A 14,524-nucleotide genomic window follows, 5' to 3' on the forward strand; every position below is an offset into this window, starting at 1 on the left:
GCGGATCAGCTCCTTCTGGTGCGGCTCGGGACCCTCCCTCGCCTGGGTCGAGCCTGGCGCGGTCCGGTCGCGGGGCGGTCGCGGACCGGTCGCGCGACCGTCGGTGCAGGTCAGGGCACGCTCAGCAGGTGGGCCGCACCGGCTCACCGGGCAGGATGAGCGCGGACTCCTCCGGCGTGAGGTCGGTGTTGGCCACCCGGCACGCCGCCTCGACCCACGCGGCCGGGTCGGTGCCGATGGCCGCGTCCGGACCGAGCTCGCCGTAGATCCGCAGCTGCCTCTCGTCGAAGGCCAGGAACCCCCAGCCGAGGCCGTCCACCACGGGCTTGCCGTAGGGGCGCCAGGTGGTGGCGTCGAGGAGGGTGACGTCGCCGTCGCTGCCCATCACCGCGATCGTCGAACCATCGGGGGACCGCTGGAGGTCCACCACGTAGCCGGCGGTCACCAGGCGGTCAGGGGCGACTCGGCGCAGGGTGCCGGCGTCGAGGAAGTGCAGCCGGCCGGAGAGCGAGCCGACCACCAGGGTCTGTCCGTCGGCGCTGTAGAGCGCACGGGACAGGGCCATCGTGCCGGGCAGGTCGAGCGACGCCGACGCGGCACCGTCCTCGCCGGACAGCACGACCACCGACGTCCCACGGAGCACCGCCATCCGGCTGTCGTCGTCAGCAGCGGCCGCGAGCGTGCCGACGGGGCTGGGCTCGCCCGGTCGGTCCGGGTCCTGGTGGCTCCACAGCTCCTGGCCGCTCGAGACCTCGTAGAGCGCCCACCCACCGCTGCCGTTGACGAGGACGCGCGTGCCGTCCGCCGTGAGCGCCAGACCGACCGGCGCCCACGGGGTGGCGATCGTCCGCTCCACCTCACCCGACTCGACGTCCCAGACAGCGACGCGACCCCGGTCGGTGACCGGAGCGAAGTCCTCGAGGTCGTGCCACTCCTCGATGGTGGCGAGCGCCCGTCGCCCGTCGGGGGTGATGGCCAGGGCAGGCCCGACCTGACAGAAGCAGTCGTAGGGCTGCAGCTCGCCGTGGAGGTCCTGGCCGGTGGCCAGGTTCACGAACCGGGCGCCGTTGGGCGCGTCGTCGTGCGGGACCCGCACGACGGCCCGAGCCGCCCGCGGCGCTGCCGCACCCAGCTCGAGCTGCAGCTCCGTCTTCTCCCGGCGCAGCAGCCCCCGGGAGCGCGAGAGGTCGAGGGCGACCGTCGTGCCGTCGCGCCCCGCGGTCCAGAGGAGGTCACGGTCGGTGCCCGCCAGGACGGTGCCGAGCACAGCGCCGTTGTGCACGGGCCAGCTCGTGATCAGGTCGAAGGTCGTCGGGTCGCGCAGCTCAACCCGTTCGTCGACGGCCACGGCGAGGCTGTCACCGTCGGGAGCGAGCTGCGCAGAGCGGACGAATCCGGAGATGGTGCCGGTGCCACCCTGCGGCTCCCAGGAGCGGGGGTCGCGCAGGTGCACGATGGACACCTCCCCGCCCTCGGTGACAGGGTTCGTGCTCGTCACGACCTGGCTCCCGTCGGGGCTGACCCCCACCACCATCCCGGGCAGGTCGCTCCGGACCCGACCTGTGTCGAGGTCGAGCGTCGACGAGGTTCGGCCCTCCTCCATCTCTGCCACCAGGACCCCACCGGGAAGGGTCCAGTGCCAGCCGCTGCGGCCCTCCCAGGCCGTCCGGGACAGCACCTCACCCGAGTCCGGGTCGACGACGAACGCGGAGGACCGCGTGGTGAGCACCGGCCGGCCCTCGTGCAGACCCGCGGAGCGGTCCACGAAGACCTCCTCCCCGGGGTGGGCCTCGTGCAGGTCGGCGACGGTCACCTGGGCCCGGAGCTGCCCGGTCCCGGCGTCGAGCACCTGCAGCACCGCCTGGTCCGGAGGGGCGTCGGGCCCGGCGAGCAGCGGGACCGCGACCCAGTCGGACCCGGGGGCGGAGACGGGGCGGCCCCACTGCCCACCGGTGGGGGAGGCGGTCTGCCAGCGCAGCGTCCCGTCCTCGGCGTCGAGCGCGTACACCTGGTCGATGTTGTCCGAGAGCACCACCACGCGGCCGTCCAGAGCGGTGCCCACCTCGAGGAAGCGGTCCTCGATGCGGTAGCGGGTCACCACGTCCGGCTGGCGCGTGAGCAGCGTGAGGAGGGCGCCGTAGGTCTCGGGACTCTGCTCGCGGCGCACCGCCTCGACGGCCTCCAGGAGGGCGACGGCGGGCCGGTCCTCGTTGAGGGCCACCGCGGCCAGCCGTCGGGCGTCCGCCGACACCGCCGAGTCCCGGGCCCGGACGGCTGAGGCCTCGGCCTCCCCACGGGCGCGCACGGTCAGGACGCCCGCCACGAGCGCCGCGACGAGCAGCAGGACCGTGGCCATCAGCGCCCACCGCAGCCGCCGGTTCTGCCGGGCCGTGGCCGCCGCCCGGGCCCGGGCCTCGTCCTCCCTGGCCCGCACGCGCGCGAGGCCGGCGTCCAGGAAGTCCCGCTCCACCGGGGTGACCTCGTCCGGGCGCGCCGCCGCCAGGTCGACCGCGGCGGACAGCCTGACGCCGCCCCACAGCGCGCTGTCGTCGCGCCCCTCCGCCTGCCACTCTGCAGCGGCCGCTGCGAGCCTGCGCAGCACGTCGTGCCCGGCGGTGTCCTCGCTCAACCAGTCACGCAGGCGCGGCCACTCCCGGAAGAGCGACTCGTGCGCCACCTCGACGTGGGCGTCCGACACGGTCACGAGGCGCGCGTCGGCCAGCGCCTCCAGGACGCGGCGGGTGCCGGGCAGAGACAGCGCCTCGACCTCGGTCAGCGGCACCCGGCGCCGCACCACGCCCTGCCCCTCCCCGCGGCCGGCCAGCCGCAGCAGGAGCACACGGGCGGTGTGCCGGTCCTCGGAGGCCAGCCCACGCCATACCTGCTCGGCGAGCGTGCTGATCGCCCCGGTGATCCCGCCGGCCCGGACGTAGCCGGAGTAACTGAGGCGCCCACCGTCGCGGTCCTGCCAGAGCTGGGTGAGCGCGACGGACAGGAGCGGGAGCGACCCGGGCTCGTCCCCGGCGGCCTCGACGATCGTCTGCGCCAGGCCGTCCTCCAGGACCAGGCCGGCCCGCGCCGCAGGACGGGTGACGGCGCGCTCGATCTCGGCGGGAGAGGGAGAGCCGACCAGCACCGTGCCGTCGGAGAGCAGACGGGCGAGGGCGGGGTGCTGGGCCACCGCGGAGACGAAGTCCGCCCGGAGCGCGACGACCACCGTCGTCGAGGTGGTGCCCGACGTCGCGAGGTCGACGAGGGTGTCCAGGAACGCGACTCGCTCACCCGGGTCGTCGCAGGCGGTCCAGACCTCTTCGAGCTGGTCCACCGCCAGGAGGGTGCGCGGAGCGCCGTCCTCGTCCCGGACGAGGTGCGCGAGGAGCTCACCGAGGTCGGACGTGGGTGAGCCCAGGGCGACGCGCGCGAGCTCGCGCAGGGGGTGGCGGCCAGGCCGCATGAGGACCCGGCGCCAGCCGGCGGAGCCGGGCAGGACGTCGCTGGCGACGGAGGCCAGGACCCCGGCCCTCAGAGCCGAGGACTTGCCGCTTCCCGAGGCGCCCACGAGCGCCAGGAGACGGGTGCTCGTCAGCCGTGCGAGCACCTCCGCGACCAGGTGCTCGCGTCCCGAGAACCACTCGGCGTCCTCTACGTCGTAGGCGACCAGCCCGCGCCACGGGCACCTGTCGTCCGTGTCACCGGTGGCGCGGACGGGCTGCTGTCCCAGCGTCTGGATGCTGTCCGCCACCTCGGCCCGGGCCCGGCTGAGGGCCGCGCTCGAGCGGCCGGCCGTGTCCACGGCCACGACGAGCTGCCTCGAGGCCAGCGCTCGGGCCAGCCGGGCGGCCTCGTCGTGGACCCGTCCCGGCCACGCCGGACCGCCGGCGAGGATCTCCTCGGCGACCTCCTCCACGGCTGACGGCGGGACGTAGTCGGCGACGATCTCGCGCACCTGCTCCGGTCCGAGCGGGGACAGGTCCACCACGGGGACGCCGGGGGGCGGCACCGATCCGGGGCCGGTGAGGAGCAGCAGCATCCCTCGGGAGGTCGCAGGCTCGGGGGACGCGCCGTCCACGACCCGCAGCCACCGGCCGGAGCCCGGCGCCGACGCCTCCCCACCCAGCAGCACCACGGCCCCGTCCCGGTCAGCCTCCTCGGCCAGCGCCGCGGCCAGGCGGGTGGCCCCCGCACCGGCGGGGCCGCGCACGAGGACCGTCACCGCGGCCCCGGCGAGGGACCGGGCCCAGGCGTCGCGCAGCACCTGGAGCTCCTCCCCGCGCCCGACCATGCGGCCGTGCGCGCGGAGCGGCTCGGGCACCCCGTGCCGCCGGTCCGCCAGGTCCAGGCCCGGGTCCTGGGCGAGGATCCGGGCCTGCATCTCCCGCAGGCCGGCCCCCGGGTCGACCCCGAGCTCCTCGGCCAGGTGCGCGCGTGCACGGTCGTAGGTCTCCAGCGCCTGCGCCTGGCGGCCGCCCCGGTAGTGCGCAAGCATGAGCAGCTCCCACAGCCGCTCCCGCAGCGGGTGCTCCTGCGTGAGCCGCTCGAGCTCGGGCACCGCCGCGGCCGACCGGTCGAGCGCCAGGAGCGCCTCGGCCCGCACCTCGAGCAGGCCCTGCCGGAGCTCGCCGAGCCGGCGTGCCTCGGCCCGACCGAAGTCCGTGTCCTCCTGACCGGCGTAGGGCTGGCCGCGCCACAGGGCCAGCGCGTCCCGGGCCGCGTCGAGCGCGGCCTGGGGACGTCCCTCCGCCAGGGCCTGCCGCGCCAGCTCGGCCAGCGAGGTGAACCGGTCGGCGTCGACGGCCGCGCGGTCCACGGCGAGCAGGTAGCCCCGTCCGCTCGTGAGGATGAGTCGCGGTGTGCCGTCGCGGTCCGGCTCGAGGGCGTTGCGGAGCCGGAGCACGTAGTTCTGCAGGGTCTTCGCGGCGCTCGGCGGCGGGTCGTCCTCCCACAGCGACTCGATGAGGTCCGTCGCGGGGACCACCTGGCCGGCGTAGGCCACGAGATGAGCGAGAACGGTGGACTCCTTGGCCCCCCGGATGTCGACGCGCACCCCGTCGCGATGCACCTCGAGCGGTCCGAGGACCCCGATCTCCATGGCGGAACGATAGTGCGGGGCAGGCATGGCGGGGTCCTTTCCGGGCAGGTATGCGCAGGCTCGCCCCGCCCGGTCGCGCGCCGGTCCCGCGTCGGTCGCGCCCCGTCCCCGGACCCCTGGTCCCGTCCTTGACGCCAGCGTCAGGGACGGGTGTGACGCACCGGTAGGCTCCCGCCATGAGCGACTTCGACCTGTTCCGGATCAACGAGGATCACGAGGCCCTCCGGGAGGCCGTCCGCGAGGTGGCCGAGGCCCAGATCGCGCCCCATGCCGCCGCCGTGGACGAGGAGGCGCGCTTCCCGGTCGAGGCCCTCAAGGCGCTCACCGCGACCGACTTCCACGCCCCGCACATCGCGGAGGAGTACGACGGCGTCGGCGCCGACGCCCTGGCCACCTGCATCGTCATCGAGGAGGTGGCCCGCGTCTGCGCGAGCTCCTCGCTCATCCCGGCCGTCAACAAGCTCGGCACGATGCCGCTGATCCTGGCCGCCAGCGACGAGATCAAGCAGAAGTACCTGCCGCCGGTCGCCCGCGGCGAGGCGATGTTCTCCTACGGGCTGTCCGAGGCCGGGGCCGGCTCGGACACCGCGGGCATGACCTGCAAGGCGGTCGAGCAGCCCGACGGGTCGTTCGTCCTCAACGGCCAGAAGTCCTGGATCACCAACGCCGGCGAGTCCGAGTACTACACCGTCATGGCCGTCACCGACCCCGAGGGCGAGCGTGGCCGCAACGTCAGCGCGTTCGTCGTCGAGAAGTCCGACGAGGGCTTCACCTTCGGCGCCCTGGAGAAGAAGCTCGGCATCAAGGGCTCCCCGACCCGCGAGCTGCACTTCGACAACTGCCGCATCCCCGGGGACCGCATGGTCGGCGGCCGCGGCGAGGGCCTGAAGATCGCCCTGCGCACCCTCGACCACACCCGCGTGACCATCGGTGCCCAGGCCGTCGGCATCGCCCAGGGCGCCCTCGACGCGGCGCTGGCCTACGTCAAGGAGCGCCAGCAGTTCGGCAAGAAGATCGCCGAGTTCCAGGGCGTGCAGTTCATGCTCGCCGACATGGGGATGAAGCTCGAGGCCGCGCGCCAGATGGTGTATGTCGCTGCCGCCAAGTCGGAGCGCGGCGACGCCGACCTGCCCTTCTTCGGGGCGGCCGCCAAGTGCTTCGCCTCCGACGTGGCCATGGAGGTCACCACGGACGCCGTCCAGCTCTTCGGCGGCTACGGCTACACCAAGGACTTCCCGGTCGAGCGGATGATGCGCGACGCCAAGATCACCCAGATCTACGAGGGCACCAACCAGGTCCAGCGCATCGTCATGGCGCGCCAGCTCCTCAGGGGCTGACCCGCCGCAATCCCCTCGCGCGGACGGAGCCGGGGGAGCATGCTCGGGACATGAGCACCCACGAGGACCGCGTCGCACAGTTCCACCGCCTCCACGAGAGTGGCTGCTTCGTCATGCCGAACCCGTGGGACGTCGGCAGCGCCCGCGCCCTCGCCGGCCTGGGCTTCCCGGCCCTGGCGACCACGAGCGCCGGCTTCGCCTGGACGCTCGGGCGAGCCGACACGCGGGCCGGGCTGGAGCCGATGCTGGTTCACCTGAGGGAGATCGCGGCAGCCGTCGAGGTGCCCGTCAACGCGGACTTTGAGGACGGCTTCGCGGTGGAGCCGGACGAGGTCGCCGAGAACGTGCGCCGCGCCGCCGAGACGGGCGTCGCGGGCCTGTCCGTCGAGGACTCCTCCCGCGACGGCGGCGAGCCGCTGCTCGACCGGGAGCTGTCCGTCGACCGCGTCGCCGCGGCGCGGGAGGCCATCGACCGCAGCGGCACCGGCGTCCTGCTGACCGCCCGCTCGGAGGGGTTCGTCGTGGGCCGGCCCGATCTCGCCGAGACCGTGCGCAGGCTGAGGGCGTACGCCGACGCGGGAGCCGACTGCCTGTACGCACCACGGCTGAGCACCGTCGAGGAGGTCCGCGCCGTGGTGGAGGCCGTCGCCCCGAAGCCGGTCAACCTCCTGGTCAACGGCCCCTTCATCACGGTCGCGGAGGCCGCCGCACTGGGGGTGCGGCGCATCAGCGTCGGCGGCACCCTGGCCCGCGCCGCCTGGCGCGGGTGGCTGGGGGTCGCCCGGGAGATCGCCGACGAAGGCACCTTCACCGGCTTCCACGACCTGCCCGACGTCGACGCGCTGCACCGGGTGGAGCGGTGAGCGAGCCCCGCTGGCAGGCCCTCGCCGAGCAGGCCACCCGTCTCGAGCGGGACGAGGGCTTCTCCGGCATCCTCCGGGTCGCCCGCGGCGAGGAGGTGCTGCACGAGTCGTGCCACGGCCTCGCGAACCGGGCCGACGGCATACCCGTCCATCCCGGGACGCGGTTCGCGACCGCCTCGCTCAGCAAGATGTTCACCGCCGTGGCCGTGCTCGACGCCGCCGGGCGGGGTGAGGTGGGCCTGACCGACCGGGTCGTCGACGTGCTCCCGCCCCACCGCCGTCCGGTCACGCTCCGCGAGGATGTCACCGTCGAGCACCTGCTCCTGCACACCTCGGGCATCGCGGACTACGCCGAGGAGGACGAGGACCTGCCGGGCTACGTCGCGGACTACGGGTCGATCTGGGCCGACCTGCCCGTCTACCGGGTCCGCGACGGCCTCGACGTGCTGCCCCTCTTCGCCGACCTCCCGCCGGTGTGCCCGCCAGGCACGGCCTACCACTACAGCAACGCCGGCTACGTCCTGCTGGGGATCGTGCTCACCGAGGTCTGCGGCCTGCCGTTCGCCGAGGCGGTCACCAGCCGCGTGCTCCGACCGGCGGGCATGACGGGCAGCGGCTACCTCGCGATGAACGAGGTGCACCCGGACGTCGCGACGGGCTACCTGCCGCCCCTGCTGCCCGGGGGCCCGGCCCGCACCAACATCTACTCCGTCCCGGCCCTCGGGATCGGGGACGGAGGAGCGTTCGTCACCGCGGGGGACGTCGCCCGGTTCTTCGCCGCGCTCGCCCAGGCATGGGTATGGCGCGGGGTCACCCCCGAGCTCGCGCTCACCCCTCGCGCGCCCGGGTGGCCCGGGTTCGGCACGAGCTACGTCGTGGTGGTGCGCGACGACGGCGTGGTCGGCAAGGCGGGCGGAGATCCCGGGGTGGCGACGATCGGACGCTTCCGGCCCTCCGACGGCACCACCGCGGTGCTGCTCGCCAACGTGGGCTGGGAGGACGTGCCCGGGCTGGGCGACCTCGTGGACGCGATGGACGCGGCGGCCTTCGCGGCCGGGTGACCGCTCGCCCGCGCTCAGTCGTCCTTCTTGCCCTTGGCCTTGTCGTTGCTGTTGCCGTTGCTGTTGTCGTTGCTGTTGTCGTTGCTGTTGTCGTTGCCGTTGCCGTTGCCGGTGCCGTTGCCCTGGGCGTCGTCCGCCCCGGTGCCAGCGTCGTCGTCATCGTCCCCCTCGGTCGTGATCACCGGGTCGCTCGTCGCACGGCTCACGATGAGCGGGTCGCCGCCGACCTCGGTGCGGGCGACGACGAGGTCCTCGCGCTGCTCGTAGACCGTCTCGCCGTAGAAGTAGCGCACGGTGATCCCGACGGTGGCCGTGCCGTCGGCGGCCGGCTGGGCCTGGACGTCCTCCCACTCCACGCGGGTCAGCCCGTCGGCGATGCCCGGGTCGACCGCAGCGTCCGGACCGAGGTAGGCGCGCGCGGGCTCCAGCCCCTGGAGCAGCGTCTCGTAGAAGGTCCGGGCCACCTGGCCTGCCTCCTCCGCCGTGACGGGTGTCGCCGTCACCTTGGTGCTCGTGGCTGCGGGGTCGTCCGGGGGGCCGTCGCTGGTGCGGCCCTCGGCGATCGTCCAGACCAGCCAGCCGAGGGCGGCGATCAGCAGGAGGGCGATCAGCCAGACGACGACGGTGCCGACGCGGGGACCCGGGCGTGGGGCTGCGGACCGTCGTGAGACGGCCGCCGAAGCGGGGGCGGCGGCCGACCGTGCCGGGTCAGCGACCCGTGCGTGGCGGGTGTCGCCGACCGGGACCTGCCGGGTCGCGTCGACGGGTCGGTGCTGCTGCGTCGCGCCCACCGACCAGCCGGCCGAGCCCGCAGCCGCTGCGCCGGCGGCTGCGGCACCGGCGCCTGCGGCACCGGCGCTGTCACGCCATACCTCGGTCTGGGCGGTGCTGCCCGTCTGCGCGATCTCGCGCAGGGCGGCGGCCGCTCTCTCGGCGGTCCAGCGCTGCGCCGGGTCGCCGTGCAGCATGCCCGCGAGCACGGGCGTGAGCGGACCCGCGCGACGCGGCTCGGCCGGCGTCTCGCGCACGATCGTGTGCAGCTGGGCGACCGCGTTGGGGGCGTCCGGGAAGGGCCGTCGGCCCTCGACCGCCGTGTAGAGCGTGGCGCCGAGCGCCCAGACGTCGGAGGCTGCCGTGGGCTCGTGGCCGGCGGCGATCTCGGGGGAGAAGTAGGCGGCGGTGCCGCTCACCATCCCGGTCCGGGTGAGCTGGTGGTCCTCCTCGGCCCTCGCGATGCCGAAGTCGGTGAGCTTGGCGTGCTGGCCGCTCTCGTCGGTGAGCAGCACGTTCGCCGGCTTGACGTCCCGGTGCAGCACGCCGGCGCCGTGGGCCGCCGCCAGGGCGGTGGCGACCTGGCTGCCGATGCGCGCGACCTGCTCGGGCGGCAGCGCCGTGCCGCCCTCGATGAGCTGGGCGAGGGAGGGACCGGCGACATACTCCATGACGATCCACGGCGCACCCTCGTGCTCGAACGCGTCATACACGCGGACGACATGGTCGTGCGCCAGGGCGGCGCTCGTCCGCGCCTCGCGCATCCCGCGCGTGAGCAGGATCTCCGTGTCGGCCTCGCCGGCGACCTTCTTCAGGGCCACCTGCCGACCGAGGTTCTCGTCGCGCGCGAGCCAGACGATCCCGCCGCCGCCGCGCCCGAGGGTGCGGAGGATGCGGTAGCGGCCGGCGACCAGCGTGGGGTCCTCCGACAGGGGAGCAGCCGTCGTGGTCTCTGGGTCCTGCTGGGGTTCGTCAGCCACGTCCGTCACCTCCGTGCGGTTGTCCTGGACAGGGTATGCCGACCCTAGCCGCCGACGTGGCGACCGGTCGGTCGTGGGTCAGGGCTGGACCGTGACCGGGGCGCCGTTGCGCAGGGCCTCGAAGAGCGCGGCCGCGCCGGCCTCGTCCCAGAGCACCGCGCTGCCCACGTTGGTGGGGTAGTTGAGGTTGGCGTAGGGCACGGTCGTGGAGACCCCGTTGCCGTTGGCGATCGAGCGCATGGCCAGGGCCATCCGGGCCGCCTCCACGGGGGAAGTGTCCTCGCCGACGGAGAGCGCCGAGCCGGTCGCCGTGCCCACCTGGTGCAGCCTGACGGGGTTGAGGACCGTGGCGGGGCTGGCCATCTTGGCCACGAGCGCCGCGAGGAACTCGCGCTGGCGCTCGACCCGGCCGATGTCGCCCCGCGGGTCGGCGTAGCGCATGCGCACGTAGCCGAGCGCGTCCGGGCCCGAGAGGTCCTGGCAGCCGGCGGCGAGGTCGATGTGCGCCTTCTCGTCGACGACGGCCTCGTCGAGGCACAGGCGGACGCCGCCCACCTCGTTGACCACCCCGACGAAGCCGCCGAAACCGATCTCGAGGTAGCCGCTGATCCGCAGCCCGGTGGCCTGCTCGACAGTGTCCACGAGGCGCTCCGGGCCTCCGAGGGAGAAGGCGGCGTTGAGCTTGTCGAACCCGTGGTCACGGATCTCCAGGTAGGAGTCGCGCGGCAGGCTGACCAGGGTGGGGTCGCCGACGGTCGGCACGTGCAGCAGCATCACGGTGTCGGCGCGCGAGCCCTCGGCGCTGCCGGTGCCGAACTCCGAGCGTTCCTCCTGGGTCAGCTGCTCGCGGCTGTCGGTGCCCACGAGGAGGTAGTTCTCCCCGGCGCCCCCCGAGGGCCGGTCCGCGACGTCCGGCTCGCTGTCGACCTTGCTGACGCTGCCCCAGATGAGCGCCACGACCACGGCCATGGCGACGACATAGGCCACCAGCGCCAGCAGCAGCAGGGCCAGCATGCGGCGCACTCTGTAGCGGCGGCGGCGCCGCGGGGGTCGCGGCGGCGGCGTCGCGGCCCGCCGGGGTCGTGCCTCCCGCTCGTCGTAGCGCTCGTCGTAGCGCTCGTCGTAGCGCTCGTCGTACCGGCCCTGGTACCGGTCCTGCCGGTAGCTCTCGCGAGGGATGTACTGCGTCTCCTGGGAGCGGTCCCGCACCCGCCAGTCCGCGGAGCCGTCAGGGCGGGGGGTCCGGGGAACGGGTCGGGTCCAGTCGTCCTCAGGATGGTTCGGCACGACGTCCCACCTTAGGGCAGTGACCTGGCAGTCGGCTGGACCCCGCGTGCCCACGGTGGTTCGGCTCCTTCCCTTGGGTAGCCTCACCGGGTGAGCACCCTGCCGACCAGGCCTGCCTACCCGCCCGTCTCGGTCATCATGCCGATCCTCAACGAGGAGACCCACCTGGCCGAGGCCGTCCGCTCGGTGCTCGCCCAGGACTACCCAGGCCCGATGGAGGTCGTCGTCGCCGTCGGTCCCAGCACGGACCGGACGCACGAGGTCGCCGACGCGCTCGCGGCCGACGACCCTCGCGTGGTCGTCGTCGACAACCCCAGCGGGCGCACGCCCGACGGGCTCAACGCGGCCATCGACGCCAGCCGTCACGACATCGTGGTCCGGATGGACGGGCACGGGGCGTTGTCGGACGGTTACGTGCAGCGGGCGGTCGACCTGCTGGAGGAGACCGGCGCCGCCAACGTCGGCGGACTCATGCTCGCCGAGGGTCTGGGCGACCTGCAGCAGGCGGTCGCGCTCGCGATGCGCTCCCCGCTCGGGATCGGCGCGGCGCGCTTCCACGTCGGGGGCGAGGCCGGCCCCGCCGAGACCGTCTACCTCGGTGTCTTCCGCCGCGACTGGCTGCGGCGCGTCGGGGGCTACGACCCGCACTTCGCCCGCGCCCAGGACTGGGAGCTCAACCACCGCATCCGGGAGGCCGGCGGCGTGGTGTGGTTCGACCCCGGGCTCACCGTGACCTACCGCCCCCGGGCCACGTGGCGCGCGCTGGCCCGGCAGTTCTACCGCACGGGCCAGTGGCGCCGTCAGGTGATGCGCCTGCACCCCGAGACGGTGAGCGTGCGCTACCTCGCCCCGCCCGTCGCCACGGCGCTCGTGGCCGGTGGCGCGCTCGGCGGGCTGTTCTGGCGGCCCCTCTGGGTCGTGCCTGCGGGGTATGCCGCCGCGGTCACCCTCGGCGGGTGGTGGATCGCCCGTGGCGAGCGACCGGGGGTGGCGGCGCGGATGCCCGGGGTGCTCGCCACCATGCACCTGACCTGGGGTGCGGGTTTCCTGCGCGGCACCGGCGGCCCCGCGCCCGAGGGCATCGGCCAGGACGTGCCGCTGGGGTGACCGCCGCCCGGTGCGAAGATGACGCCCGTGACCTCGTGGCTGCCTGACTGGGACGACATACCGCCGCCGCTCCTGCAGTTCTGGACGGAGCGGCACCTGTGCACGCTGACGACGCTGCGCGCCGACGGACGGCCGCACGTGACCCCTGTCGGGGTGGCCCTGGACCGGGAGAGCCGGTGCGCCTGGGTCATCACGTCCGGCACCTCGCTCAAGGCGGTCCACGCGTCCGTCGACCCGCGGGTCGCGGCCTGCCAGGTGGACGGGCGCCGGTGGTCCACCCTCGAGGGACGGGCCGAGGTCAGGTCCGACCCGGCGGCGGTCAGGCGGGCGGAAGAGAGCTACGCCCGGCGCTACCGCGTCCCGCGCCCGAACCCCGCGCGGGTCGCCCTGCGGATCGAGGTCGAACGCTTCGTGGTGTCCACCGGTCTGCTGACGCCGTAGCGGCACGGCCCCGGACGCGGTTCAGGCTGCTCCCGGCATCGGGAGCAGCCTGACGTGGTGGCCTGCGCGGCGTGCGAGGGGGTCAGCCCTCGACGGGGGAGACCGGCTCGGGCGTCGGCTCGTCGACCGCCACCGTGAGGGGGGCGCCGGTCTTTTCGACGACCTCCTCGACGGTGACGCCCGGGGCGACCTCGCGGAGCACGAGTCCCTCGGGGGTGACGTCGATGACGGCCAGGTCGGTGATGATGCGCTGGACCACCTTCAGGCCGGTGATCGGCAGGTCGCACTCCTCGACGATCTTGTAGCTGCCGTCCTTGGCGACGTGGTCCATGAGGACGACGACCTTCTTGGCGCCCATGACCAGGTCCATCGCGCCGCCCATGCCCTTGACCATCTTGCCCGGGATCATCCAGTTGGCGATGTCGCCGGCCTGGGAGACCTGCATCGCGCCGAGGATCGCGGCGTCCACCTTGCCGCCGCGGATCATCCCGAAGCTGGTGGCGGAGTCGAAGAAGCTGGCGCCGGGACGCGTGGTCACGGTCTCCTTGCCGGCGTTGATGAGGTCGGCCTCCTCCTCCCCGTCGTAGGGGTAGGGGCCCACGCCGAGGATGCCGTTCTCGGACTGCAGGACCAGCTCGACGTCGTCGGGCACGTAGTTGGGGACGAGCGTCGGCATACCGATGCCGAGGTTGACGTAGTCGCCGTCCTTGAGCTCCGCGGCGGCGCGGGCCGCCATCTCCTCACGGGTCAGCGCCATCTCAGGCCTCCTCGGTCGTGCCGGCCGCGGGGCGGGGGCCGCGGGTGGTGTGCTTCTCGATGTCCTTGGCCGCGGCCTGCTCGGGGGTGAGCGCCAGCACGCGCTTGACGTAGATGCCGGGCAGGTGGATGTCGTCGGGGTCCAGCTCACCCGGCTCGACGAGCTCCTCGACCTCCGCGACGGCGACCTCGGAGGCCATCGCGCAGAGCGGGTTGAAGTTGCGGGCCGACTTGTTGAAGACGAGGTTGCCGTGGCGGTCGCCCTTGGCCGCCCGGACCAGGCCGAAGTCGGCGAAGATCGAGTCCTCGAGGACGTAGTCCCGGGTGACGCCGCGCACGGTGTAGGAGCGCTTCTCCTTGGCCGGCGACTCCTTGATCACGTTCCCCTCGGAGTCGTAGAGCCACGGCATACCGCCCTCGGAGACCTGGGAACCGACGCCGGTCGGGGTCCAGAACGCGGGGATGCCGGCGCCCGCGGCGCGCATCTTCTCGGCCAGCGTGCCCTGCGGGGTGAGCTCGACCTCGAGCTCGCCGGAGAGGTACTGACGCGCGAACTCGCGGTTCTCGCCGACGTAGGAGGCGATGACGCGGCGGATCCGGCGCTCGCCCAGCAGCAGTCCCAGGCCCGCGCCGTCGACGCCGCAGTTGTTGGACACGACCTGCAGGTCCTTCGTGCCGCGGGCGAGGAGCTCCTGGATGAGGACGGTGGGGATGCCGGAGAGCCCGAACCCGCCCACCGTGATGGTCATGCCGTCCTGGATGCCGTCGACGGCCTCCGCGGCGGTGGTCACAACTTTGTCCATGCCCGGAGGGTACCGGGCACCGTCGCCGC

At 74.0% G+C, this 14,524-nt stretch carries 10 protein-coding genes; 5 read left to right on the forward strand and 5 right to left on the reverse strand.

What is annotated here, in order from left to right; all coding sequences use genetic code 11:
* Positions 1-121: 121 nt before the first annotated feature.
* Complete coding sequence (locus IEV65_RS04210; protein WP_229734876.1) at positions 122-5,116, reverse strand: nSTAND1 domain-containing NTPase; 4,995 nt, start codon at positions 5,114-5,116, stop codon at positions 122-124.
* Positions 5,117-5,265: 149 nt separating this feature from the next.
* Between IEV65_RS04210 and IEV65_RS04215 the strand changes: the two genes are divergently transcribed.
* From IEV65_RS04215 to IEV65_RS04225, 3 genes are read left to right on the forward strand one after another with little or no spacing between them, the layout of a single operon-like run.
* Positions 5,266-6,426, forward strand: coding sequence for an acyl-CoA dehydrogenase family protein (locus IEV65_RS04215; protein ID WP_188428318.1), 1,161 nt, complete (start codon positions 5,266-5,268; stop codon positions 6,424-6,426).
* A 50-nt stretch (positions 6,427-6,476) separates the two neighbouring features.
* Positions 6,477-7,289 (forward strand): isocitrate lyase/PEP mutase family protein, encoded by an 813-nt coding sequence (locus tag IEV65_RS04220; protein WP_188428319.1) that lies wholly within the window; start codon positions 6,477-6,479, stop codon positions 7,287-7,289.
* Positions 7,286-8,350, forward strand: coding sequence for a serine hydrolase domain-containing protein (locus IEV65_RS04225; protein WP_188428320.1), 1,065 nt, complete (start codon positions 7,286-7,288; stop codon positions 8,348-8,350). Before IEV65_RS04220 ends, IEV65_RS04225 begins: the two co-directional genes overlap by 4 nt.
* A gap of 14 nt (positions 8,351-8,364) precedes the next feature.
* Here the strand turns inward: IEV65_RS04225 and IEV65_RS04230 are convergent, their stop codons facing one another.
* Together IEV65_RS04230 and IEV65_RS04235 are read right to left on the reverse strand one after the other, a co-directional pair.
* Positions 8,365-10,101 carry a serine/threonine-protein kinase gene (locus tag IEV65_RS04230; RefSeq protein WP_188428321.1) on the reverse strand — a complete coding sequence of 579 codons (1,737 nt, stop codon included), beginning with the start codon at positions 10,099-10,101 and terminating at the stop codon, positions 8,365-8,367.
* A gap of 78 nt (positions 10,102-10,179) precedes the next feature.
* Positions 10,180-11,388 (reverse strand): LCP family protein, encoded by a 1,209-nt coding sequence (locus IEV65_RS04235; protein WP_188428322.1) that lies wholly within the window; start codon positions 11,386-11,388, stop codon positions 10,180-10,182.
* Between the two features lie 90 nt (positions 11,389-11,478).
* On the opposite strand from IEV65_RS04235, the gene IEV65_RS04240 reads away from it, so the two are divergent.
* Both IEV65_RS04240 and IEV65_RS04245 read left to right on the forward strand, forming a co-directional pair.
* A complete protein-coding gene (locus tag IEV65_RS04240) occupies positions 11,479-12,495 on the forward strand; it encodes a glycosyltransferase family 2 protein (protein ID WP_268235327.1) in 1,017 nt (338 codons plus the stop codon).
* Between the two features lie 18 nt (positions 12,496-12,513).
* Positions 12,514-12,936, forward strand: coding sequence for a pyridoxamine 5'-phosphate oxidase family protein (locus tag IEV65_RS04245; protein WP_188428323.1), 423 nt, complete (start codon positions 12,514-12,516; stop codon positions 12,934-12,936).
* A gap of 82 nt (positions 12,937-13,018) precedes the next feature.
* Here the strand turns inward: IEV65_RS04245 and IEV65_RS04250 are convergent, their stop codons facing one another.
* Together IEV65_RS04250 and IEV65_RS04255 are read right to left on the reverse strand one after the other, a co-directional pair.
* Entirely contained in the window at positions 13,019-13,693 is a 675-nt protein-coding gene (locus IEV65_RS04250) for a 3-oxoacid CoA-transferase subunit B (protein WP_188428324.1), read from the reverse strand.
* Between the two features lies 1 nt (position 13,694).
* Positions 13,695-14,495: a CoA transferase subunit A gene (locus IEV65_RS04255; RefSeq protein WP_188428325.1), complete on the reverse strand. Its 801-nt coding sequence runs from the start codon at positions 14,493-14,495 to the stop codon at positions 13,695-13,697.
* Positions 14,496-14,524: the final 29 nt, after the last annotated feature.

Source organism: Ornithinimicrobium tianjinense (genome assembly GCF_014636495.1).
GTDB classification, from domain to species: domain Bacteria; phylum Actinomycetota; class Actinomycetes; order Actinomycetales; family Dermatophilaceae; genus Ornithinicoccus; species Ornithinicoccus tianjinensis.